This window comes from Bacillus sp. JK74 (assembly GCF_053663395.1).
On sequence record NZ_JBSJQB010000001.1, the window covers coordinates 380,420 to 402,921 of the forward strand.

Genomic DNA, 22,502 nt, shown 5'->3' on the forward strand with positions numbered 1-22,502 from the left:
TATTCATAAAGTCTTGCTTTACACAGCTTTGTTTTCTAAGTCGGCATTCAGCTTCAGCTGCTGCTCCGCAAAATCGCGGTACAGCGAATGGGATGCCATTAATTCATGGTGTGTGCCCCGTCCGGTGATTTCACCCTGTTCGACAAAGAGAAGCTGATCTGCATCCACAACCGTGGATAAACGATGGGCGATCACAATCGTGGTGCGGCCTTCCATTAGAACTTCCAGCGCCTGCTGCACCCATTTTTCAGATTGGCTGTCCAGACTTGATGTCGCTTCATCAAGCATCAGAATGCTCGGGTTGCGAAGGAGCGCTCTGGCAATGGCGATGCGCTGCCGCTGTCCGCCTGACAGCATAATTCCCCGCTCACCGACCTCTGTTTCAAATTTCTTCGGTAAGTCTTCAATAAATTGCAGGGCGTAGGCCATGTCAGCCGCTTGCCTCAGTTCCTCATCAGTCACCTCGCGTTTTAATCCGTAGCAGATATTGTCGCGGATGGTGCCTGACATTAACGGGCTTTCTTGCGACACGTAGCCGATATGCTCCCGCCATGACTCAAGGGAATATGCATCAATCGGTTCATTTCCGAGCAGGATGCTGCCCGCAGTCGGATTGTAGAATCGTTCAAGCAGCTTAAATAACGTTGTTTTTCCGCCGCCGCTCGGTCCGACGATCGCGGTGACTTTGCCGGCCTCAATCGTAGCCGTAATGTCTTTTAAGATGGTTTGATCTGTTTTGTAGCCGAATGAGACTTGTTCGAGCTTAATCGGCTGATCTGCGTTTTCAATGGCTTTTCCGGTTTGGATATCTTCTTCTTTTTCTGCAAGAATATGAATCATCCGTTCCGTTGCGCCGACGGATTTTTGAAGCTGTGTGAAAAATGAAGTGATCTGGCCCATCGGCATAATGATTTGAAACAAATACAGGATAAAGGCAACGAGTGCGCCGGCTGTCAATTCACCGGATGACACCTGCATCCCGCCGTACCCGATGACAGCGACCAGCGCCGCCATTAATACAAGTGTAATAAGCGGGCCTACGAGCGACTGCACCTTCGCTTCACGCAACCCGAGTTTAAAGAGCGCCATGATGCCTGCTTTTCCGCGTCCGTATTCCGCTTCTTCAGCGTTTGACGCTTTTACAAGCCTGATTTCCGGGAGGATGTGGTTTAATAATCCGGTGAATCTCGCCGTTTCATCCTGTGTTTCCCGAGAAATTTTAAACATTTTCCGGCCGATCGGCACTAAAATCACCGCAGCCAGCGGCACGACGATCAGCACGAGCAATGTGAGCTTCCAGTTCATGAAAAATAAGATCGTCAGTGACCCGATAACGGAAATGATTCCGGTAATAAATCCGCTGATATTGTTTGTGATCAGCTCTTTTACCACCATTGTGTCATTGGTGACACGGCTGATCGTTTCTCCCGTGGCGTTTTTGTCAAAATAAGAGACGGGCAGTTTAATTAATTTCTGCCACAACAAATCACGCAGTCCCGAGATGATTTTCTGGCCGCTGTAGTTCAGGGCGTAGGTGGCGTAGGCGCTTAATGCGGCCTGTACGATAAACACGGCTGCGATGATTCCGATTTGCACGCCTGACAGCGACGACATGGAAAAGCCGTCAACGAGCTGCTTTGTCAACAGCGGAATCAGCAGGCTGACGAGCGTTGTCACAATACTGAGAGACAGCGCGAAGGCCAGCATACCGTATGATGGTTTTGTTTTTTTGACTAATGAAAAGAATGAGCTGAATTTCCCTTTAGGTTTTGGTTGTTTATTCGGCATATGTTTTCCTCCTATATCACTGTTTATACTATAACGGATGTGCATGAACGGAATATGAACAAAACGTATATTTTTGATAAAAACCAAAATAAACTCTATTAGTCAATATTATCAAATTCATCTGCCTCCGGTTGCGGAAATAAGGAATATTTTATTGAATGTTTAAGTTTGACAGAATAAAAACCTCACGGACTCTCCGTGAGGTTTGTTTTACTCAGATTCTGAATGGCGTTTCGCAAGGACATCAAGCACGTCATCCAGAGGAAGCGACTGCTCACGCAGAAGAACGAGCAAATGATACAGCAAATCCGCCGCTTCCCATTTTAATTCTTCATGGTCGCGGTTTTTCGCGGCGATAATAACCTCTGCGGCTTCCTCTCCGACTTTTTTAAGGATTTTATCGACGCCTTCTCGAAACAGATACGTTGTGTAGGCTCCGTCAGGCATCTCCGCCTGCCGTTTGGCGATTACGCTTTCCAGTTCATTCAAGATGCCGAAACGATCCTGCGTGTCTGCTTTTTCCGTGGAAAAGCAGCTGTAGCTTCCCTTATGGCATGCGGGTCCTGAGGGCTCCGCAAGCACGACGAGGGCATCTTGATCGCAATCATATCGGATGGCTTTCACCTTTTGGGTATTCCCCGATGTCGCTCCTTTATGCCACAGCTCCCTGCGTGAACGGCTGTAAAACCAGGTTTCTTTCGTTTCTATCGTTTTTTCGTAGGATTCTCGGTTCATATAAGCCAGTGTCAGCACTTCTTTGCTTGCCGCATCCTGTACGATGGCGGGTATCAGTCCGGCCTCGTCAAACCGCAGTTCATCTGCCTGTTTCATCTCACATTCACCCCGTGTTTCTTCATATAATCTTTCACTTCTTTTATAGATGTCTCTTTGTAATGGAAAATGGAAGCTGCAAGCGCGGCGTCCGCTTCACCGACTGTGAAGGCTTCAAGCATATGACGCGCGCTGCCGGCTCCCCCTGACGCAATGACGGGCACCGGGACGGCACGTGAGACAAGCTGTGTGAGCGTATGATTAAAGCCTGTTTTCTCACCGTCTGCGTCCATGCTTGTCAGCAGGATTTCACCCGCTCCCCGGCTGACGGCTTCTTTTGCCCAGGCCGTGACTTCCCGCTCGGTTTTCTTTCTGCCGCCGTGTGTGTACACTTTATAGCAATCCGAATCTTCGTCATACTTTGCGTCAATCGCCGCTACGATGCATTGCGAGCCGAAAAACTCAGCTCCTTCCGTAATCAGCTCGGGTCGGAGAACGGCCGCTGTATTAACGGATACCTTGTCAGCGCCGGCGCGAAGCATTCGTTTCATATCGCTTAATTGATTGATTCCGCCGCCGACCGTAAACGGAATCGCCAGTTTTGCCGCAACTTGTTCTACGACGTCTGTCATCGTCTTGCGGCCTTCGTGAGAGGCGGAAATGTCGAGAAAAACAAGTTCGTCAGCGCCCTCCCTGTCGTAGGCTTCGGCCAGCTCGACAGGATCGCCCGCATCTTTCAGCCCGAGAAATTGAATGCCCTTGACGACGCGTCCTTCTTTCACATCGAGACACGGAATGATTCGTTTCGTGATCATGCGTCCTTCACCCCGCTGAGCGCTTCAGCCAATGAAAAATGTTTTGTATACAGCGCTTTTCCGATAATCGCTCCCGATACGCCGGCGTCTTTGAAGCGGGCCAGTGCTTTGAGGTCGGCGACTGAGCTGACTCCGCCTGAAGCGATGACGTCTTTTCCCGTTGCTTTTGCGAGCTGAACGGTGCTTTCGATGTTCGGGCCTGACAGCATGCCGTCAGTTGCAATATCCGTGAAAATGAAGGTTTCCGCTCCTTCGGCCGCCAATTCACGGCCCAGATCGGCCGCCCTTACCGAAGATGTTTCCAGCCAGCCTTCCGTCGAGACATATCCGTTTCTTGCATCAAGGCCGATCGCGATTTTGCCGCCGTATTGTTTCAGCATGCTCTTCACAAATGCCGGATCGGATACGGCCGAGCTGCCGAGAATGACGCGATCAACGCCTTGTGATAAATAACCGTACACATCCGCTTCAGAACGGATACCGCCGCCGATCTCGACTTTGACATCAAGCTGCTGCGCAATGTCAAGAACATGCCTGTCGTTTACTTTCTTGCCTGCTTTCGCGCCGTCAAGATCCACGAGATGAATCCATTCGGCACCTTCTTGTGCAAATTGCGCCGCCATGTCTAAAGGAGAGTCACCGTATATCGTTTCCTTGCCGTAATCGCCTTGGATGAGGCGGACGCATTTGCCGTTTCTCATATCGATTGCCGGATATAATGTAAAAGCGTTCATTTCTTCACCTTCTGTTCCGCTGCCATTTTTGTAAATTGCGTTAAGATCGCCATTCCGGCCGTACCGCTTTTTTCCGGGTGAAACTGTGCACCGAAGACATTGCGTTTCCCGACGACTGCCGGAACACGAACGCCGTACTCAGCGCTTGCCAGAAGATCGCCGTCTTCCAGCCCGTCTATATAATAGGAATGGACAAAGTAAACGAATCCTTCTTCCGCTTCCGAAAGCAAAGGAGACGTTTGGTGAAACGTCAGCCGGTTCCAGCCCATATGCGGCACCTTCAGCTTGTTTCCTTCGGCATCTCTGTCTTTGAGTCTCACAGCTTTTCCGGCTAATAAACCAAGTCCTTTTGCAGAGCCGTTTTCGGTGCTTTCTTCGAAAATGAGCTGCATGCCGAGGCAGATGCCGAGGAGCAGCTTACCCTCGTCAACCATACGGTGTATGAATTGATCAAGCTTCGTGCTGCGTAAATTGTCCATGGCGTCACTGAATGATCCGACACCTGGAAGAATAAAAGCATCCGCTTTTTCAAGCTCTTCCGGCCGGTCTGATACGACATACGGGACCCCGACGCGTTCCAGCGCTTTCGACACGCTGAATAAATTGCCCATACCGTAATCAATTACACCGATCATTTACAGCATTCCTTTCGTAGACGGCACACCCTTGACGCGCGGATCAATGGATGACGCTTCATCAAGCGCTCTGCCAAGCGCCTTAAACACGGCTTCTATCATATGATGGGTATTCGTGCCGTAATGAACGATGACGTGCAGATTCATTCTCGCTTCGAGCGCCAGTTTCCATAGGAATTCATGTACCAGCTCGGTATCAAACGTTCCGACTTTCGCTTGCGGAAATGCAGCGCGCATCTCAAGGTGCGGCCGGTTGCTCAGGTCTACGGCGACTTGGGCGAGCGCTTCGTCCATCGGCACAAGCGCTGATCCGTACCGTTTGATCCCTTTTTTATCACCGAGCGCCTCAAAAAAAGCCTGCCCTAAACAGATGCCGATATCTTCAGTCGTATGGTGATCATCTATCTCCGTATCGCCTTTTGCGTCAACAGTTAAATCGAATTGCCCGTGCTTTGTGAACAAATCAAGCATATGAGTCATAAACGGCACATCCGTGCTGATGTCGGCTTTTCCTTCTCCGTCTATTTCGAAAGCCAGCTTAATATCCGTCTCATTTGTTGTTCTGGCGCGTTCCGCTTTTCTCATCGGTCATTCCTCCGTTTCTCGCTTCAATCGATCTTGCGTGCGCTTCAAGCCCTTCCAGTCTCGCAAAGGCGGCAATGCTGTCCGCGTGCGTTTCAAATGCCTTCCGGCTGTAAGAGATGATGCTCGATTTCTTTTGAAAGTCTGTTACATTCAGCGGGCTTGAAAACCGCGCCGTTCCGTTTGTCGGCAAAACGTGATTCGGTCCGGCAAAATAATCGCCGACCGGTTCAGCGCTGTATCGTCCTAAGAAAATCGCCCCCGCGTGTCTGATGCTTCCAAGCAAAGCCTCCGGCGAATGCGTCATGATTTCTAAATGCTCGGGCGCCAGCGCATTCACCGTGTCCACCGCATCTTCCATCGATTCCGCGATATAAATGCGGCCGTGATCCCTGATCGACGCTTCGGCGATTTCTTTGCGCGGCAGGGTCTGAAGCTGTTTATTCACCTCATCTGATACCGCTTCGGCAAGCTTCTGTGAATCGGTGACAAGCACGCTTGAACTGAGCATATCGTGTTCGGCCTGTGAAAGCAGGTCAGCGGCGACTTCTTCGGGCACCGCCGTATCGTCTGCCAGGACCACGATTTCACTTGGCCCGGCGATCATGTCAATATCCACAACGCCGAAGACTTCGCGCTTCGCGAGCGCTACAAATATATTTCCGGGGCCCGTGATCTTATCTACAGGCTGTATCGTTTCCGTTCCGTAAGCGAGCGCGGCAACCGCCTGCGCGCCTCCCGCCTTGTAAATTTCCTTTATGCCGAGCTCAGATGCCGCCGCCAGAACGCCCGGCGAAAGGCGGCCGTCTTTTCCCGGAGGACTGACGAGAACGATCCGTTCCACTCCCGCAGCGAGAGCGGGGATGACATTCATTAAAACGGAAGACGGATAAGCGGCCGTCCCGCCCGGCACGTATACGCCCGCGGAATCGAGCGCCGTTATTTTCTGTCCGAGCATCGAACCGTCTTTGCGATGGTAAAACCAAGAGGATTGCATCTGGCGCTCGTGATATTCTTTAATATTGGCAATCGCCTGCCTGATCACTTCCAGCAGCTGATCATCAAGCAGACGGTACGCCTCGGTGATTTCCTCTGCGCTCACGGACATTCGGTTCAGGCTGATGCCGTCAAATGTTTTTGTATAGGCCAAAACGGCTTTGTCACCGTTTTGTCTGACGTCTTCAATAATCCCCCTGACGGTTTTCCGCTGCTCTTCGGTTCCGCTGTCGATGGAACGCTTCAGTGAAAACCGCTCGCTTCTTTTTACTGCGGTTATTTTCATTGTGCCGTTTCTCCTTCCACAACCCTGGCCAGCCTGGCCGCCATTTCGTCGATTACATCATCCTTCATGCGGTAGCTGACCGGATTGACGATAAAACGCGATGTGATGTCACAAATATGTTCTGATTCAACGAGACCGTTTTCCTTTAATGTCCGCCCGGTTGATACGATATCTACGATTCTGTCAGCAAGCCCGATTAAAGGCGCCAATTCAATGGAACCGTTCAGCTTAATGATTTCCACCTGTTCGCCCTGCTCTCTGAAATAACTCGACGCAACATTCGGATATTTCGTCGCAATCCTCGGGGCGACTCCGTTCCAATCCGCTCCGGGAAGCCCCGCAACGGCGAGATGGCATTTGCTGATTTTCAGATCGAGCACCTCATACACGTCACGCTCTTCCTCAAGCATGACATCCTTCCCGGCAATACCGGCATCAGCGACGCCATGCTCGACATAAGTCGTAACATCCATCGGCTTTGCCAGAATAAAGCGGAGATTTTCTTCAGGAACGTCAATGATCAGTTTTCTCGATTCTTCAAACTCTTCGGGCAGCCTGTATCCGGCCTGCCGCAGCAACCCGGCCGCTTCTTCGAATATCCGTCCTTTTGGCATTGCCATTGTGAGTACCTTACCCATTCCGCTCTTCCTTTCTGGCACCGATAAAGTATGTGACGTTTGCGAATGATTTTGTCATATGATCGATATTTTCAATGCCCGCCAGATCCTGCAGGACGACTTTTCTGCCTCGCGCCCTTTCTTCCTCCGCGAATAAAATGGCCTGGGCCCGCTGCTCCTTGCTGAAAATCACGGCGTCCGCTTCACTTGTTTCTTCCTGAATGCCGAGCGCTTCAATCAGCCTGTCGATACGGAGCCCGAAGCCCGTGGCGGGAGCGGGATTGCCGAAATGGCCGAGGAGATTGTTATAGCGTCCTCCGCTTCCGATGACGAAACCGACATTTGCCGCGTACACTTCGAATAAAATTCCCGTGTAATAACTCATATGGCTTACCATATTCAGATCAAGGCGAATATGCTCGGCACACCCGTAATCCTCAAGAATGTCCCACAGGTCTTCCAGCTCCTGAATTAAGCTTTGTCCGGAGATTCCGATGATCTCCTCCGCTTTGGCGCATATCTCTTTCCCGCCCCGCAATTCCAGAAGTGCGAGCAGCCGGCTTTTGTCTATTGAAGAAAGCGGAAGCGATTTGACATGTTCCCTGTATCCCACGTAATTCTTTTCAAAGAGAAAGCGCCGCAGAACATCCGCCCGCTCGGCATTGCCCAAAACCTCGACAAACAGCTCATCAGCGAGTCCGGCATGGCCGATCGCGATTTTAAACCGGTGCAATCCCGCGTTTTTCAAAGCGCCGGCCGCCAGCGCAATGACCTCGGCGTCCGCGCTTGTTGATCCGTCGCCGATCAGCTCCGCGCCGACCTGTTCGAATTCGGCCGGACGTCCGCCTTCCCGCTCCTGAGCGCGATAGACGCTTGCCGCGTACCCCGCTCTGAGCGGATGATGGTGTTTGTGCAGCTTAGATGCCGCCACCCTGGCAATCGGTCCGGTCATGTCGGGCCGAAGCACAAGCGTTTTTCCGTCCTGATCGAGAAGCTTAAACAGCTGCTGTTCTTCAATGGCTGACTGGACGCCTACTGTTTCATAGAATTCAAGGGTCGGCGTCTCCATAAACTGATAACCCCATTTATCAATTAAATCCGTCAGTGTGGAACGGACTTTCTTCTTTGCTTCGTATAAACCAGGCAGCGTATCTCTCATGCCATGCGGTTTCTCAAACATAAACATTTGCCTTTTACACCTCCGCTTTGTCTGAAGGAAAATTCCGAATCCTTTAGTTCGCTAATATGATAATATGTTAGCAGATAAAAGAATGGATTGCAACGCCCAATGTCCGCCTATTCTTTTCCATAAACATGGCTAAAGAATGAACAAACCTGTAAACATATCGGAACGATCGAATCATATTGAGCAGAAGTGCTATAATACATAGAACAGCTTCATCAGAAACAAGGGAGAATAATTGATAATGAAGACGCTTGGAACATTATGTGTGCTGATTCTGACAGCCATCCTTGTCTATCTGGGATATAACATCTATACAAACGATATTCATTTAAATTTTTTCAATCAGCAGTCCGACGAGCCTGATGAGAAAACACCGTTAAAAGGGAGCGCGTCACCGCTGAATGTCGTTCTGTACAGACAGATGGATTCTCCCAGACTGTACAATGGCTGTGAGGTGACCAGCCTTGCCATGATTTTGAACAATGCCGGATATCATGTGTCAAAAAATACATTGGCGGATAAAATCAATAAAGTTCCGCTCACATACAGCAGCGGGCTGAAGGGAGATCCGAATGAAGGATTTGCCGGAGATATGGAAAACGGCCCGGGTTTAGGCGTTTATCATGAGCCGATTGATAAACTTGCCAAAGAATATGCGGGAAACAAAGTATACGATCTTACGGGAAAAGACATTTCTTCAGTGTACCGCCAGCTTGAAAAAGGGCGGCCGGTCTGGGTGATTACCACCACATCCTTTAAGCCGGTTGATCATATGCAGACTTGGGATACGCCGAACGGAAAGATCGACATTACGTTCAGCATGCATAGCGTAGCCGTAACCGGTTATGATCACGATTATGTATACGTTAATGATCCTTACGGCTATAAAAACAGAAAAACAGACCGGTCTGACTTTGAAAAAGCCTGGAAGCAGATGGGCAGCCAGGCCATTGTGATCAAGTCATAAAAAAACCCCGCTGACGTTAATCTGCGGGGTTTTCCATTCGTTTTTTCATTTCTTCGTCCGTATAGATCACCTGCATCGGATTTCCTCCGACAAACGCCCCGGCGGGGACATCTTTGTGCACCAGCGTGCCGGCTGATACAACGGCTCCGCTCCCGATGGTGACGCCGGGCAGAATGGTTGTGTTTGCTCCGATCATCACCTCGTCACCGATTGTGACAAAACCGGTCCGGTACTCATGTATTAAATATTCATGAGCCAAAATCGTCGTATTATAGCCGATAATGCTGTTTTTTCCGACAGTGATTTTTTCGGGAAACATGATATCCGGCATCACCATCAGCGCGAATGACGTCTGTTTTCCGACATTCATTTTCAAAAAGGTTCGGTACAGCCAGTTTTTCACGCTTAAAAACGGCGTATACCTTGCGATCTGAATGATGATGAAATTTTTCATCACCTTCAGAAAGGGAACCGTCTGATAAACATGCCACAATGAATTTGCACCTGAAACCGGATGGCGGTCTGTTTTTCTCACGGGTTACTTCACTCCGGTGATGTGCAATAAATCACTCATTTTCTCGAGCATATAATCGGGTTCATAGGCGGAAAGCGCCTGTGCGCCTTTAATCGTCCACGCGACGCCGGCTGTTTTCGTGCCGGCGTTTTTTCCCGCCATGACATCGTGATAATTGTCACCGACCATGATGGCTTCCGACGGATCGCACCCAAGCCGGCTGAGCGCAAGCCGCACAGGCTCGGGGTCAGGCTTCGGGTGCTTTACATCATCAAGCGTGACGACAGTATCGAAAAACGCCCCGATGCCTGTCAGCTTCAATCCCATATTGACTGTATCCCTCAGCTTTGCGGTGACAATACCGAGCTGATAGCCCGCTTTTTTCAATTCATCAAGCGTTTCATAAACCGTTTCGTACTCCGTGACGAGCTCATCGTGCTTTTCATGGTTGAATGCTCTGTACATGCTGATCATCTCATCGCACTTTTCAGCATTAATGCCTGAAAACGTTTCGTACAGAGGCGGGCCGATAAACGGAAGTACATCTTCCCTTTTGAACTGCCCCGGGCAATAATGATCAAGCGTATGAAGGTAAGAAGCGATAATCAGTTCATTCGTGTCAATCAGCGTGCCGTCGAGATCGAATAAAATGGCGGTTACACGTTTATCAGTCATCTTATGTCCTTTCCGATTTCAGTCGTCAGTCCGTGTCAGCATACCGCTTATCGGCATACCCCTTCATGCGTCTGAAAATCATTAAAATAATCGCAAGTACAATCAGCACAATGGAAATGACCTGCGCGATCCGAAGCTGGCTCGTAAGCATCAGGCTGTCCGTCCGCATTCCCTCAATAAAGTATCTGCCGATTGAATACCAGATCACATACGTCAAAAACAGATTGCCCCTGCGCAGGTTCACGCGGCGGAGCAGAAGCAGAATCACGACGCCCGCAAAACTCCACAGCGATTCATACAAAAACGTCGGGTGATAATATTGTCCGTCTATGTACATCTGATTAATGATGAAATCCGGAAGATGCAGACTTTCCAAAAATGACCGGCTGACCGCTCCACCGTGAGCCTCCTGGTTGATAAAGTTCCCCCAGCGTCCGATGGCCTGGCCGAGCAGAATACTCGGCGCGGCAATATCCGCCAGCTTCCAGAATGAGATGCCTCTTACTTTTGAAAAGACGATTCCCGTCGCGATCGCACCGATTAATCCGCCGTGAATCGCGATGCCGCCTTTCCAAGTTTTAATGATTACCCCGGGGTGTTCCGAGTAATAGCTCCACTCGAAAAGCACATAATATGCCCTTGCGCAAATGATTGCGATCGGGATGGCGAAAAGAACAAGATCAATAAAAATGTCCTTTTTCAGCCCCCGCTTTTCACTCTCCCTCATGGCCATCCAAAGCCCTAATAACGCGCCCGCGCCGATAAGGATTCCGTACCAGTGCACGGATAAAGGCCCGAGCTGCAAGGCAATCGGATTGATCGGTGTTCCTGCTTCATTCATATTATTGCCAACTCCTATTCGTCTTGTTCGCCGTCCTCAATGACATCCGCCAGCTTATTCGTGAATTGCTCGGCAGCATTCAAGCCCATCCGCTTCAATCTGAAGTTCATCGCCGCAACTTCGATAATAACGGCGAGATTCCGCCCCGGGCGAACGGGAATGGTCAGTTTTGTAATTTCCGTATCAATGATTTTCATTTTTTCTTCTTCAAGTCCGAGACGGTCGTATTGCTTTCCTTGCTCCCAAAGCTCAAGGTCCATGACGATTGTAATTCTTTTATTGCTTCTGACGGCGCCCGCCCCGAACAGCGTCATGACATTTATAATGCCGAGCCCCCTGATTTCGAGCAGATGCTCAATCAGATCAGGCGCGTTCCCGACAAGGGTATCCTGATCCTCCTGCCGGATTTCAACGCAGTCATCCGCGACAAGACGATGACCTCGTTTGACAAGCTCCAGCGCCGTTTCACTTTTACCGACGCCGCTTTTTCCCGTAATGAGCACGCCGACGCCGTATATATCCACAAGCACGCCGTGAATGGCCGTTGTCGGCGCGAGACGGCTTTCAAGAAAATTCGTCAGCCTGCTTGACAGCCTGGTTGTTTTCAGAGGGGATCTGAGCACAGGCACGCCGTTTTGCTCGGAAGCTTCTACAAGCTCCGGCGGGATCGGCATATCTCTGGAAAGTATGATAGCCGGCGTCACATCGGTGCACAGCGATTTCATCCGCTGTTTCTTATCTTCCTCGGGAAGCTGATCGAAAAATGACAGCTCCGTTTTTCCTAAAAGCTGCACCCGTTCTCTCGGGTAATATGTAAAATAACCGGCGATTTCAATACCGGGCCGTGATAAATCACTCATCGTAATCGGGCGGTTAATCCCTTCTTCTCCGCTGATCAATTCTAAATGGAACTGCTCCATTACGTCTTTGGTCCGAACCTTTGCCAAGATATGTTCCTCCTGTTCTGGGATGTTCCGAGCTTTGAACAGTTATATTTTATCACTTTACTGTCTGAACCAAAACAGATTTATACAATTCCGGCATAACTGGTCTAGATAACTAGTCTGAAAAGGAGTAAAATAAAACTAACAACTAACCAGAAAGGCGTGTTTTAAAGTGGCTGAAAGCTTGTTAATCAGCGGTGCGGACATCGTAACAGAAAAAGAAATCATCCGAAACGGTTTTCTCGGTATAAAGGACGGCATCATTTCTTACGCGGGAAAAACAAGACCGCAAGAAACGTATGAGAAGGAATGGAAGGCGCCCGCGGGCTCGTATGCGCTTCCCGGAATGATTGATATTCATATTCACGGCGGATACGGCGCGGATACGATGGATGCCGATGTTGCAGCTCTTGATACAATGTCCGCCCGGCTGCCCGAAGAAGGAACAACCGCTTTTTTAGCGACAACGATCACACAGCAGCACGAAAACATTGAAAAAGCGCTCATCAACGCCAAAAAATGGGCGTCTTCCTCACCGCAGGCCCAAAAAGGCGCTGAGTTGATCGGCATTCATTTAGAAGGACCGTTTGTCTCTCCGAAAAAGGCGGGAGCACAGCCGAAACAATGGATTACTCCTGCTGATGCCGGGCTCTTTCAGAAATGGGAGCGGCTCTCGGGAGGGCTGATCAAAATCGTGACGCTTGCGCCGGAAGAAGATCCTGATTTCAGCCTGATCCGTTATTTAAAAGACCAAAACATCATCCCGTCAATGGGACACACAGACGCAGGAGCCGAGCTTTTACAAAAAGCGGCGGATGCCGGGGCGGTGCATATGACGCACCTCTTTAACGCCATGAGCTCCTTTCATCACCGTGAGCCGGGGGGTATCGGCACGGCTCTCGCCTGCGGCCGCATCACGGCGGAGCTGATCACTGACGGCATTCATTCTCATCCTCTGGCTGTAAAGCTTGCTTATTTGGCGAAAGGAAGCCAAAACCTGATCATGATTACAGACTCCATGCGGGCAAAAGGGCTTAAGGACGGAGAATACGAATTCGGCGGGCAAAAAGTCACCGTTCACGGGGACACGGCGCTTCTCTCTGACGGAACGCTGGCCGGTTCCATTTTAAAAATGAATGAAGGCGCGGCGCTCATGCGCAGGTTTACAAACTGCTCATGGCTGGATATAGCAAATATGACATCGGCAAATGCGGCCCGCCGCCTCGGCATATTCGACCGTAAAGGAAGCATCGCCGAAGGAAAAGACGCCGACGTTGTTCTGACGGACGGACAGTGCGGCGTGCTGGCCACGATTTGCCGCGGAAACACCGCATATATCTCAAGGGAGGCTGATTGGACATGAATGTTATCACATGCAGACATTATGAAGAATTAAGTGAAAAAGCCGCAGCGATTATTGCTGAAACAGTGAAACAAAAGCCGGATGCCGTTCTCGGCCTTGCGACGGGGGGCACTCCTGAAGGCGTATACAAAGAACTTGTGCGGATGCACCGCTCAGAAGGCTTGTCATTCCGGAATGTCACGACGATCAACCTTGATGAATACGCCGGGCTTTCTCCCGAGGACAAAAACAGCTATCATTATTATATGAATACACATTTTTTTGCACACATCGACAGCCGAAAGGACCGCCACTTTCTCCCTGACGGACGGGCAGACGATCTTGATGCCGAATGCGGACGATATGACCGATTGATTCAAACACTCGGCGGAGCGGATATACAGCTTTTAGGCATCGGACACAACGGCCATATCGGCTTTAATGAACCCGGGACGCCATTTGAATCCCGAACCCATGTCATTGAGCTGAATGAAGAGACAAGACAGGCGAATGCGCGGTACTTTCCGTCAATTGATCAAGTCCCTGAAAAAGCCCTGACAATGGGGATCGGGACGATTTTGTCAGGCAAACGGATTTTGATCATGGCATCCGGAAAAAGCAAGGCCCAAGCGGTGAAGCAGCTTCTGGACGGGCGCGTCAGCGAAGCATTCCCCGCCTCCGCCCTGCACGCGCATCCGGATGTGACGGTCTTGATTGATGAAAAGGCTGCGGGCGGCGATTGAAAGGATTTGACCTATGCAGATTGATAAACAATCTCCGATTCCGATTTACTTTCAGATTATGGAACAATTGAAAACACAAATCAAAAACGGCGAGCTGAAAGCGGATGCGCTGCTTCCGTCGGAGCGGGAATACGCCGAACAATTCGGCATCAGCCGCATGACGGTGCGCCAGGCGCTTTCCAATCTGGTGAATGAAGGATTTTTATACAGACAGAAAGGCCGGGGAACGTTCGTCAGCAAACTGAAGATGGAACAGCCGCTTCAAGGGCTGACAAGCTTCACCGAAGATATGAGAAGCCGGGGCATGAAGCCGGGGAGCAGACTTGCCGAATACCAGCTGATTCAGGCGACGGAAGAATTATCTTCTATCCTGGGATGCGGCTATCCGGCAACGCTTCATAAAATCATCCGCGTCCGGCTGGCAAATGATATCCCGATGGCGATTGAGGCATCGTACATCCCGTTTGACAAGGCGGGAAAACTGGACGCCTCCCATTTTCAATCATCCATGTATGAGCATATTGAAGCGTACAATCAGATGCCGATCTCACGGGCAAAACAAGAGCTTGAACCGGGAGCCGCTTCTGAGGAAGAAGCTGAGCTGCTCGGTATTCAGCCCGGCGCGCCCGTCCTCTATATCAAGCGGACCACTTATCTGCAGGACGGCACTGCCTTTGAGCACGTCAAATCCGCCTACAGAGGCGACCGCTACACATTCGTGCATTATATGGACAGGGTGAAATGAAACATCTCCAACCGTTACGGGTTGGAGATGTTTTTTTGATCTGCCATTTTCAAATCAAGCCGGTGAATGTTCTCTATGACTCAGTCAAAACGAAGAGGCTGGGGTTCCGGTATCTATTTTTATAAAGAAAAGAGTAATAAAATGCTACCCTCTGTTTTGGATAATATACGGAACCTGCTTTGAAATCAGCAGCAGCGGTTCTTTGTTTTTATGAGCCAATGAAAACATGATTGCGCCTTCAATCATCGAGTTGATTGTCATCCCAAGCTTCTCCGCTTCCTCTTGTTCAAACCCATGCTCAAGAAATTTAGCCGCAAACACATCCGTCCACTTCTTGAACACCTCAACACATGTGCATCTTAACGTTTCATTGATCAGAGCGGTCTCACCTGCCAGCAATCCAACCGGCACGCCCTCAATATTCTGAGGGTCATTAAACTGTTCAGCCGTTACATGAATAAAGTGCTGAATCGCTTCTACAGGGTCCGCGAATTGATCCATACTATTCTGTATCTGCTTTTCAACGCATCTTCCCGTATGTTTGATCGCCGCAATGGCGAGTTCTTCTTTTCCGTTTGGAAAGTGATGATACACAGACCCTCTGGGTGCTCCGCTCTCTTTTATAATTTGATTCAAACCAGTCGCATGGTATCCCTGAATCTGAAAAAGATATGCAGAGGTTTGAATAATTCTTTCTTTTGTCCCGGTTTTACTGTTCATTATGTTTCCTCCTGCATATTACGAAAACCAATCGATTTTAGTATAGAAAAGGGAGATAAAAAAGTCAAAAACACTTATCACAGCAGGGCGCCGCCATTTACGAACAGAAAAAAACCTGCTGACCGTCAGATTTTCTTCTGACCGATCAGCAAGCTGTATGTTTTCGTTATGGGTTTGAGGCATGCCTGAAATCAAACTGATCCGGAGCCGGGTGATACGGCGTATTTCCCGTTTTGAACATCCACAGCGGTGATATTGTTTTGCCGTTGTACGGGTCCTTCACGACGGTATACCAGTAATAAACGGAATCAGGCTGCAGGCCGTCCCAGACCCAATTTGCGGTTTTTCCGCTTTTTACGTGTTTTTTATGACCGAGCAGTTCGTTCGTATAGACGTTGCATTCAAAATAATCGGTCGCTACCCTTTTCCTCTTCGGCTGTAAATCCATTTCTGCTGAGAATTCGTCTTTATCAGCGAACAGATCGGTGTCATAGTAATTGATGTCATCCGTGTACGGCGAGTAGGAGAACATGTGAACCTGATTGGCGGCCTGATCAAATTGCATAATGCGCATAAAGCCCTGCCCCCCTTCCGGACCGTCCTGGTAGTCGGTCAGAATTTGGTGGACGAGGCGGTCCGGTTTTCCGTCCCCGTCATCGTCAAGCGCATCGGTTTTTTTCATGGCGTTATGGTAATGACCGCTTAATACCATCGCCACATTGCGATTCGGCTTGACGACTTTTCGATAGATCGTCTCCCCGATCGGGCTTCGATTTCCGCTCACAAGCAAGTACTCATGAAAGCATAAGATGGCGGTTCGGTCCGGATACCTCTTCAGCACTTGATTGATCCAGTCAATCTCTTGTTCCGTAATGCCCCAGCCCATATAAATCATAATAAAATCGTTCCCGCTTGCCGACAGCAGATCATAATGCCCGCGGTTATTTTTGTATGATCCGCCGTAATGCATGTTCTGTTCAAACCGGCGGCTCCCGAAGAAATCCCCGAAGGTTCGGTATGTGCCGTCTTTATGGCCGACGTCGTGATTGCCGGCAAGCACTCCGTACGGAATTCCCGCCTTGTCAAGCGTCCGCATGGAGTGGTCGGCGTTTTTCCACTGTTTCATCACCATTGAATCATCGACAATATCACCGGTATGAAAGACATATTTAATATTGTGCTTTTCCTTATTTTCTTTGATCCACTCCGTCATTTTGTCAAAAATGTGCGGGTGCCCTTGTGCGTAATACTGTGTATCCGACATCCAGACAAACGTGTAATTGCCTTTCGCCGGTATTTGATCCTGCACGATGACATTCATTTTTGAGTTCTTCACCACATCCGCTGCGGAAACGGCGGCTTTTAATGTAAACGGTTTTTTATCTTTGGCAAGGACGCTGTCCGCCTCCTGCCAGCGGCTCGTCCGGTAATTCCAAATATACATGGTTACCTTTCGGCCGGGCAGAGAGCTTCCTTTCCAGACCGCCTCGGCCAGATCCGTTTCGTCGACAGACGGGTCAACGGAGACTTCGAACCGGTGATAAGGAAAACGCTCCACACTTTCCGCCGAAACGGTTTTTCCGTCATTTGCCGAGATACGGTTCATTTCCGGCAGGGTAAACGGCATTTCATTTTCTTTTACGCCCTTCGGCGGTTCCGTTAATGAGGCGTGTTTATACACTTTCACGCTGCCCGGATTCCGCGCGGTATAACGGAAGCCGCGATAAAATGATACATTCATGTCATCCTTCGTCGGGTCTTTTACCCGGACGGACAGCTTTGCTTTGCGGGCGCCGATTTTTTGACCGGCAAGCTCCGGCTGGTTCGGCTCCTCCCGTTTGATATGGAAGGTGCGGACGGACGTTGTTTCATTTCCGGCAAGGTCTGCCGCAATGATGGTAAGGGTGTGCTTTCCGGGCTTGAGATCGGCTGATGACGTGTGATGCGGGAGCGTAATGCTTTCTCCGTCCAAAAACGCTTTCACCTCTTCCACTTTGCTCCATTTATCACGGATGTCCGCATTCAGCTCAACATTACCTTTCAGCGCCGCGCCTTCTTTAATACCCGGGACAATCTTCGGCCCCGAATTGTCCACCCTCACAGATTGGCTCAGCTGCTCCTCACCGTCACTGACAAAAATATGGTGATAGCCTTCCGAAAGCTTCGCCGTGTTCCACGGCAGCAGCCGTGACGTAAACAAATGATCCGGCAGGCTGAATGAGAAGGTCTTCTGCTGATTCGCCCGCCTGCCGTCACCGATAAACAGCTGCTCGGACGGGTCCGTCTTCCCGTCTTTGATCACCGTTCCGTCCGAAAGCACCAGACGGGCATGTTTCACGACAAAATCATCCCGATTCTCTCCCGTGTCATACGGAGAAACCTTTGAGCCCGAACGGATGGATACTTTCTGTGTTTTGCCCCCTTTTAGCAGCAGACGTTCCGGAAGCAGAACCGAGTGCGTTCTGTAGCGGTGAGACGGATCGTCAAAAATGTGCAGCACCTCGTTTTCCATCATGACGGTGTTTTGAAAATAAAGATTCGTTTTCCGGGCATCGAAGGCGAAATAGACCTCTTTTTCCAGCGCCGGCCGGGTCTCCTGCCGCTTGCCGTCAATCCACAGCTTGATCTTATCGGCGCTGACGTCGGAAGTCGCTTTGAGCAGATAGGTGCCGGATATCGTATCTTCCGGTTCAACATTCATTCTGAGTCCGTGTGATTTGCTCGTCTGTTCAATGTCAATCATCTTGACGGGCGTTTTTGCTTCATTTTCTCCATCACTGGCTGCGATATAATACTCAAGCTGATCCTGGCCGAGCAGTTCCGGGGAATAAAGAATGTGATGGTATAAGCTGTCGTTGCGGTCTTTTTCGGCCAGAATTCGTTTGAATGGTTTTTTCTCATTGGTCCGGTAATAAAACGCGGCTGTTTTGACAAGGTTTTTGTCTTTTATGTCAGCCTTTAATTCAATGCTTTCAGCGGGCCGGACGGGCTTTCTGTCTGTAAGGTCTTCGATGACCGGTTTTTCCTTGTCCGGTTTGATCACCCTTTTCTGCTGCGGAATCTGCGCCTGAAAAACGGAGCCCGGTGACGGCTTATGCTCGCTCGTGGAGATCTTCAGCAATTCTCCCGTTCCGTTCAGCGGATATTTGTACAGCAAAGAAGTCAGCCGGCGGAAAGCGTGTTTCCGGTATTGCGCTGAGGCGATATCCTTGCCGGTATTTGCCGACAGCACGACCGTACGCGGGCGGCCGTTGGACATTCCGTCTGTCCCTTCGATGACGGCGAGATGTTCTCCTTCCTTCAGACGTGTCCCGTAATAGCGGTTGAAATCATCTATCGTCAGTTCTGATGCGGCGCGTCTCAGCCAAAACACGTAAGTCCCGCCTGACGGAATGACAGTATCTTCTTTCGGCCTCCATATCATATCTGATTCCGGCCCTTCCTTCGGATAGCGGTAGCGGATATGATAGTCTTTAAAATGAATGGGCCTGTCCGTCGTGTTATACACCTCGATAAATTCATAGGCATCAGCGCCGTCTTCATTTTTCGTATCAACCGCAAGCTCCGTAATCATCAGCTCGGGAATATGATTCAAATCGGCTTGATAGCCGTCCAGCTTCAGCCGCTTTTTCTCCGATTCCGCCCGCTGTCTGCCGTTGGTGAAAACGAGGTAATATTCCAATTCTCCATTCCAGATATCCCGTTTTGAAACCTGGGCCGTAAAAAGCCGGATTGCGCCTGGCGCGGGCTCCATCGGCACCATCTTAAACCCCAGCTCATTGCTTTGTTTATAAAAAAGAAACGCCGAAAACGCTTGATAGTCAGCATTCCGTACATGAGCCTGTATGAACAGGTTTCTTTTCATTTCCGCCTTTACTTCGATTTGGGGAGGATTCTCCAGAAGCGGTATGTAATGAGGCGGCTGTCCGAATTCCTGCTGATTCACGGGGATTGCCGATTCTTTGCGCGCCGCATCCGCAGAAGGACTCACACAAAGCAAACCAATCAGAAAAAAGAGCGTCATCACAAGTTTCATCTCATTACCTCCCTATGCATTATGTTGCGTCAGGAGGCTGCCGCTTATGTAAACCGCACATAAAAAAGCTGCCCTCTCGGGACAGCTTGTTTTTTATCCTTTTCTAAGCGGCTCCAATATGCCTTTTTGGATCAGCAAGTGGAAAACGGACAGCACGACGGATGCCCAAATGGCGGTGCCGAACCCGTCAATCTGAAAGCTGTCTCCCATCAAGGCTGCGGTCATCATTAACGTAATGGCGTTGATGACAAACAGAAAGAGGCCGAGGGTCACAACCGTGACAGGCAATGTCAATATGACGATGATCGGTTTGATCAGCACATTTAACACAGAAAGAATCACACTGGCGATGACAGCCGCTCCGATACTGCTGATATGGACGGAATCAAAATATCCCGCGATAACGATTAATAATAAAGCATTTACTAAAATGCTGACTGCCCATTTGATCATTTATTTCAAATCTCCTTCTAATGGTACAACAAAACACCAGATAATATATACAATCGGCACGATTCCGCTCGTGACAAGCGCTAATACAACGGTTATAATGCGCAAAAGCGACGCATCCATATTGATGTACTCCGCCAAACCGCCGACGACGCCGGCGATTTTACGGTTTTTTTCTGAACGGTAAAGTCTTTTCATCCAATCACCTCTGAGTATGCTTGAGCTTAATGGCTCCTGTTAACGATTCTGAGAAAATCGAGAGATGCTGATCATGGCCTTGATTTGATGCCAGCATCAGTTCTTTTTGAATGGTATCATTCTTTTCCTTTAAAATTTCCGCATCAATCAGCTCATGGCTGAGAGAGCCGAGATTGCTTTTGAGCTCCGCTTTCACCGCCGAATCATCAGGCAGAGCGATCTCCACGTTTCCGGTCGTCGTTTTCGTGTAGATGGAGTGGCAGTGCGGCGCTGTCACGGTAAGCATGATATTGCCGTTAAAGCTTTGAACGTCAATGGATTCACTCGATCCGCGCAAATCAATCAAGCCGTTGATCGTTTCCGCTTCAATCGCGCCGCATTGATGTCCGGCCAGCTTGATTTGTCCGTTAGCCGTTTCCGCCGACGCTTTCTCAGCCGTCAAATGAGAGAATGACAGAACGCCGTTTGTCGTTTTCGCCGAGAATTCTTTTACATGTAAATGTTCCCCTCTGATCGGTCCGTTAAACAGCTTCACTCTTATCTTATCGTACTCTTTCTGGGGAACATAAAGCGTAACATTGGTTTTCATCGTTTTCTTTTCCGTGCGGACAAAAAACTTATTACCCTTCACTTCACACTCAATGTGCTGAAGAAATGCGGTGCGCGCCGCCTCCTGACTGTCCGCCCGGTACACTTTCGCCTGGCACTCCGCTCTGATATCTTCATCCGCCCACGGCACGATATTGACGCTGCCGTTTGCGATCTGCATATCAATGGCCGAGAATTCACTGTCTTTAAATTGAAAAATATGCTGCACTTCGTGTGCGTGGCCGAAATTCAGATCAAGATCCGCTTCCTTCACTTTTTTGACGGCAGAATCAATCCAGTCGAACAGCTTCGCCCCGAGCGACGGCTTTTGGCTTTCTTTTGCCCCGCTTTCGAAATCTTCCGCAGGTTCCTGAACCTCCGCAGATAATGCGGTGATCTGCTCTTCTTTTTCTTTATATTCATGATCCAGTTTTTCAATGAGCGTCAGTGCTTCCTGCGCCGTCAGCATCCCGTCTTCCACAAGCTTTAAAATCCGTTCTTTCTCCTGTTTCATACAAAACTCCTCCCCCGACTTTTCTTACACCTGGCGTAACACCTTAATTCCCTGCACGATATTCCAAATGACCATTCCGATGAGGATCAGAAAATAAACAGCTGCTCCTGTTATCATAACAAAAACGGGCACCATACTCTCCCCCTGGGCCGTAATCAATCCGCCGACAACACCCGCGGTCACAATCAGCAAGCCCGCAAACGGAATGATATGGGAAATCAGAGCGCGCATGGCATGCCGCTTCGTCTCTTTTTCATCGACGACAAAATAAGCCACAATCGGAAGAATGAGCGGCGCGAGAAACACGCTGAAATAACAAATTGATGCGATAATCGCTTGATTTCGGTTCAATAAAAACACTCCCTGTGCCGTGATGTAAAAAACCCTTCCTTATACATACGTATGACGAATGAGCGGGTTTCATTTTCATGCTAAGGACATGCTTCGTTATACGTAATTTTTGGTTTCAGAGATTTCACTATAGAATCTTTTCCCCGAACCGATTACAATATGTAACAAAGCCTGACCGTATGCAAGGAGGACATACAAATGGAGAAAGATCCCGAAAACGCCCAAGTAACGGAAGAGAGTCTTCGAAATTTAATTCGCGAACAGAAAAGAATGAACAGCGAAATGCTGGCTGAATTGGAACAGATCAAAGCAGCCCCTCTTCCCATTTCCCATGATATCCAATATATAAAAGTGCTGCTGGACAGCAGCAGCACCCATATTCTGCAGGACTTAATGCATTTAAGCAGACAGCTTCCCCAACAGAAAAAAAGCCTGTAACAACAACAGCCCAAAACCGATGAGTT

The 22,502-nt window shown here is 49.5% G+C and carries 24 protein-coding genes; 5 read left to right on the top strand and 19 right to left on the bottom strand.

The window, feature by feature from the left end; all coding sequences use genetic code 11:
- Window positions 1-18: 18 nt before the first annotated feature.
- From ACWJJ5_RS01980 to ACWJJ5_RS02020, 9 genes are all read right to left on the bottom strand, one after another.
- Window positions 19-1,788, bottom strand: coding sequence for an ABC transporter ATP-binding protein (locus ACWJJ5_RS01980; protein ID WP_007407428.1), 1,770 nt, complete (start codon window positions 1,786-1,788; stop codon window positions 19-21).
- A 210-nt stretch (window positions 1,789-1,998) separates the two neighbouring features.
- Window positions 1,999-2,619 carry a bifunctional phosphoribosyl-AMP cyclohydrolase/phosphoribosyl-ATP diphosphatase HisIE gene (gene hisIE / locus ACWJJ5_RS01985; protein ID WP_454022144.1) on the bottom strand — a complete coding sequence of 207 codons (621 nt, stop codon included), beginning with the start codon at window positions 2,617-2,619 and terminating at the stop codon, window positions 1,999-2,001.
- On the bottom strand, window positions 2,616-3,374 hold the full coding sequence (gene hisF / locus ACWJJ5_RS01990) for an imidazole glycerol phosphate synthase subunit HisF (RefSeq protein ID WP_077722906.1): 759 nt from the start codon (window positions 3,372-3,374) through the stop codon (window positions 2,616-2,618). Before hisF ends, hisIE begins: the two co-directional genes overlap by 4 nt.
- Complete coding sequence (hisA, locus tag ACWJJ5_RS01995; RefSeq protein ID WP_454022145.1) at window positions 3,371-4,108, bottom strand: 1-(5-phosphoribosyl)-5-[(5-phosphoribosylamino)methylideneamino]imidazole-4-carboxamide isomerase; 738 nt, start codon at window positions 4,106-4,108, stop codon at window positions 3,371-3,373. The genes hisF and hisA overlap by 4 nt, the downstream gene beginning before the upstream one ends.
- On the bottom strand, window positions 4,105-4,743 hold the full coding sequence (hisH, locus tag ACWJJ5_RS02000; protein WP_138093023.1) for an imidazole glycerol phosphate synthase subunit HisH: 639 nt from the start codon (window positions 4,741-4,743) through the stop codon (window positions 4,105-4,107). Before hisH ends, hisA begins: the two co-directional genes overlap by 4 nt.
- Window positions 4,744-5,328 carry an imidazoleglycerol-phosphate dehydratase HisB gene (gene hisB, locus ACWJJ5_RS02005; protein ID WP_454022146.1) on the bottom strand — a complete coding sequence of 195 codons (585 nt, stop codon included), beginning with the start codon at window positions 5,326-5,328 and terminating at the stop codon, window positions 4,744-4,746. It abuts the gene before it with no gap.
- Complete coding sequence (gene hisD, locus ACWJJ5_RS02010; protein WP_454022147.1) at window positions 5,294-6,607, bottom strand: histidinol dehydrogenase; 1,314 nt, start codon at window positions 6,605-6,607, stop codon at window positions 5,294-5,296. Before hisD ends, hisB begins: the two co-directional genes overlap by 35 nt.
- The gene (gene hisG / locus ACWJJ5_RS02015; protein WP_012118547.1) at window positions 6,604-7,245 is read right to left on the bottom strand and encodes an ATP phosphoribosyltransferase; all 642 of its coding nucleotides are present in this window, start codon (window positions 7,243-7,245) and stop codon (window positions 6,604-6,606) included. The genes hisD and hisG overlap by 4 nt, the downstream gene beginning before the upstream one ends.
- Window positions 7,238-8,410 carry an ATP phosphoribosyltransferase regulatory subunit gene (locus tag ACWJJ5_RS02020; protein WP_101562470.1) on the bottom strand — a complete coding sequence of 391 codons (1,173 nt, stop codon included), beginning with the start codon at window positions 8,408-8,410 and terminating at the stop codon, window positions 7,238-7,240. The genes hisG and ACWJJ5_RS02020 overlap by 8 nt, the downstream gene beginning before the upstream one ends.
- A 241-nt stretch (window positions 8,411-8,651) precedes the next feature.
- Between ACWJJ5_RS02020 and ACWJJ5_RS02025 the strand changes: the two genes are divergently transcribed.
- Window positions 8,652-9,377: a C39 family peptidase gene (locus tag ACWJJ5_RS02025; protein WP_003151460.1), complete on the top strand. Its 726-nt coding sequence runs from the start codon at window positions 8,652-8,654 to the stop codon at window positions 9,375-9,377.
- Window positions 9,378-9,393: 16 nt separating this feature from the next.
- On the opposite strand, the gene ACWJJ5_RS02030 is transcribed toward ACWJJ5_RS02025, so the two are convergent.
- The 4 genes from ACWJJ5_RS02030 to hprK are packed head-to-tail and all read right to left on the bottom strand — an operon-like array spanning window position 9,394 to window position 12,354.
- A complete protein-coding gene (locus ACWJJ5_RS02030; protein ID WP_007407438.1) occupies window positions 9,394-9,912 on the bottom strand; it encodes an acyltransferase in 519 nt (172 codons plus the stop codon).
- A 3-nt stretch (window positions 9,913-9,915) separates the two neighbouring features.
- Window positions 9,916-10,566, bottom strand: coding sequence for a pyrophosphatase PpaX (gene ppaX / locus ACWJJ5_RS02035; RefSeq protein WP_454022148.1), 651 nt, complete (start codon window positions 10,564-10,566; stop codon window positions 9,916-9,918).
- A gap of 25 nt (window positions 10,567-10,591) precedes the next feature.
- Window positions 10,592-11,407, bottom strand: coding sequence for a prolipoprotein diacylglyceryl transferase (gene lgt, locus ACWJJ5_RS02040; RefSeq protein ID WP_101562471.1), 816 nt, complete (start codon window positions 11,405-11,407; stop codon window positions 10,592-10,594).
- A gap of 14 nt (window positions 11,408-11,421) precedes the next feature.
- Window positions 11,422-12,354, bottom strand: a complete 933-nt coding sequence (gene hprK, locus ACWJJ5_RS02045) for an HPr(Ser) kinase/phosphatase (protein WP_003151456.1) — start codon at window positions 12,352-12,354, stop codon at window positions 11,422-11,424.
- 169 nt (window positions 12,355-12,523) lie between these two features.
- Between hprK and nagA the strand changes: the two genes are divergently transcribed.
- Genes nagA through ACWJJ5_RS02060 form a run of 3 tightly spaced genes read left to right on the top strand, consistent with a single transcriptional unit; the run spans window position 12,524 to window position 15,181 of the window.
- On the top strand, window positions 12,524-13,714 hold the full coding sequence (gene nagA, locus ACWJJ5_RS02050; protein ID WP_454022149.1) for an N-acetylglucosamine-6-phosphate deacetylase: 1,191 nt from the start codon (window positions 12,524-12,526) through the stop codon (window positions 13,712-13,714).
- Window positions 13,711-14,436: a glucosamine-6-phosphate deaminase gene (gene nagB, locus ACWJJ5_RS02055; protein WP_146284032.1), complete on the top strand. Its 726-nt coding sequence runs from the start codon at window positions 13,711-13,713 to the stop codon at window positions 14,434-14,436. Before nagA ends, nagB begins: the two co-directional genes overlap by 4 nt.
- Window positions 14,437-14,449: 13 nt before the next feature.
- On the top strand, window positions 14,450-15,181 hold the full coding sequence (locus tag ACWJJ5_RS02060) for a GntR family transcriptional regulator (protein ID WP_012118554.1): 732 nt from the start codon (window positions 14,450-14,452) through the stop codon (window positions 15,179-15,181).
- A gap of 144 nt (window positions 15,182-15,325) precedes the next feature.
- Here the strand turns inward: ACWJJ5_RS02060 and ACWJJ5_RS02065 are convergent, their stop codons facing one another.
- The 6 genes from ACWJJ5_RS02065 to ACWJJ5_RS02090 all read right to left on the bottom strand — a co-directional run bounded on the left by ACWJJ5_RS02065 (window position 15,326) and on the right by ACWJJ5_RS02090 (window position 22,038).
- The gene (locus tag ACWJJ5_RS02065; protein WP_146284031.1) at window positions 15,326-15,901 is read right to left on the bottom strand and encodes a TetR/AcrR family transcriptional regulator; all 576 of its coding nucleotides are present in this window, start codon (window positions 15,899-15,901) and stop codon (window positions 15,326-15,328) included.
- Between the two features lie 166 nt (window positions 15,902-16,067).
- A complete protein-coding gene (locus ACWJJ5_RS02070; protein ID WP_454022150.1) occupies window positions 16,068-19,937 on the bottom strand; it encodes a metallophosphoesterase in 3,870 nt (1,289 codons plus the stop codon).
- Between the two features lie 93 nt (window positions 19,938-20,030).
- Window positions 20,031-20,390 carry a phage holin family protein gene (locus ACWJJ5_RS02075; RefSeq protein WP_014418984.1) on the bottom strand — a complete coding sequence of 120 codons (360 nt, stop codon included), beginning with the start codon at window positions 20,388-20,390 and terminating at the stop codon, window positions 20,031-20,033.
- Entirely contained in the window at window positions 20,391-20,585 is a 195-nt protein-coding gene (locus ACWJJ5_RS02080) for a PspC domain-containing protein (RefSeq protein WP_003151448.1), read from the bottom strand.
- A gap of 4 nt (window positions 20,586-20,589) precedes the next feature.
- Window positions 20,590-21,687 (bottom strand): DUF4097 family beta strand repeat-containing protein, encoded by a 1,098-nt coding sequence (locus ACWJJ5_RS02085; protein ID WP_454022151.1) that lies wholly within the window; start codon window positions 21,685-21,687, stop codon window positions 20,590-20,592.
- Between the two features lie 24 nt (window positions 21,688-21,711).
- The gene (locus ACWJJ5_RS02090) at window positions 21,712-22,038 is read right to left on the bottom strand and encodes a hypothetical protein (protein WP_003151444.1); all 327 of its coding nucleotides are present in this window, start codon (window positions 22,036-22,038) and stop codon (window positions 21,712-21,714) included.
- 198 nt (window positions 22,039-22,236) lie between these two features.
- Between ACWJJ5_RS02090 and ACWJJ5_RS02095 the strand changes: the two genes are divergently transcribed.
- A complete protein-coding gene (locus tag ACWJJ5_RS02095) occupies window positions 22,237-22,476 on the top strand; it encodes a hypothetical protein (RefSeq protein WP_003151443.1) in 240 nt (79 codons plus the stop codon).
- Window positions 22,477-22,502 lie beyond the last annotated feature (26 nt).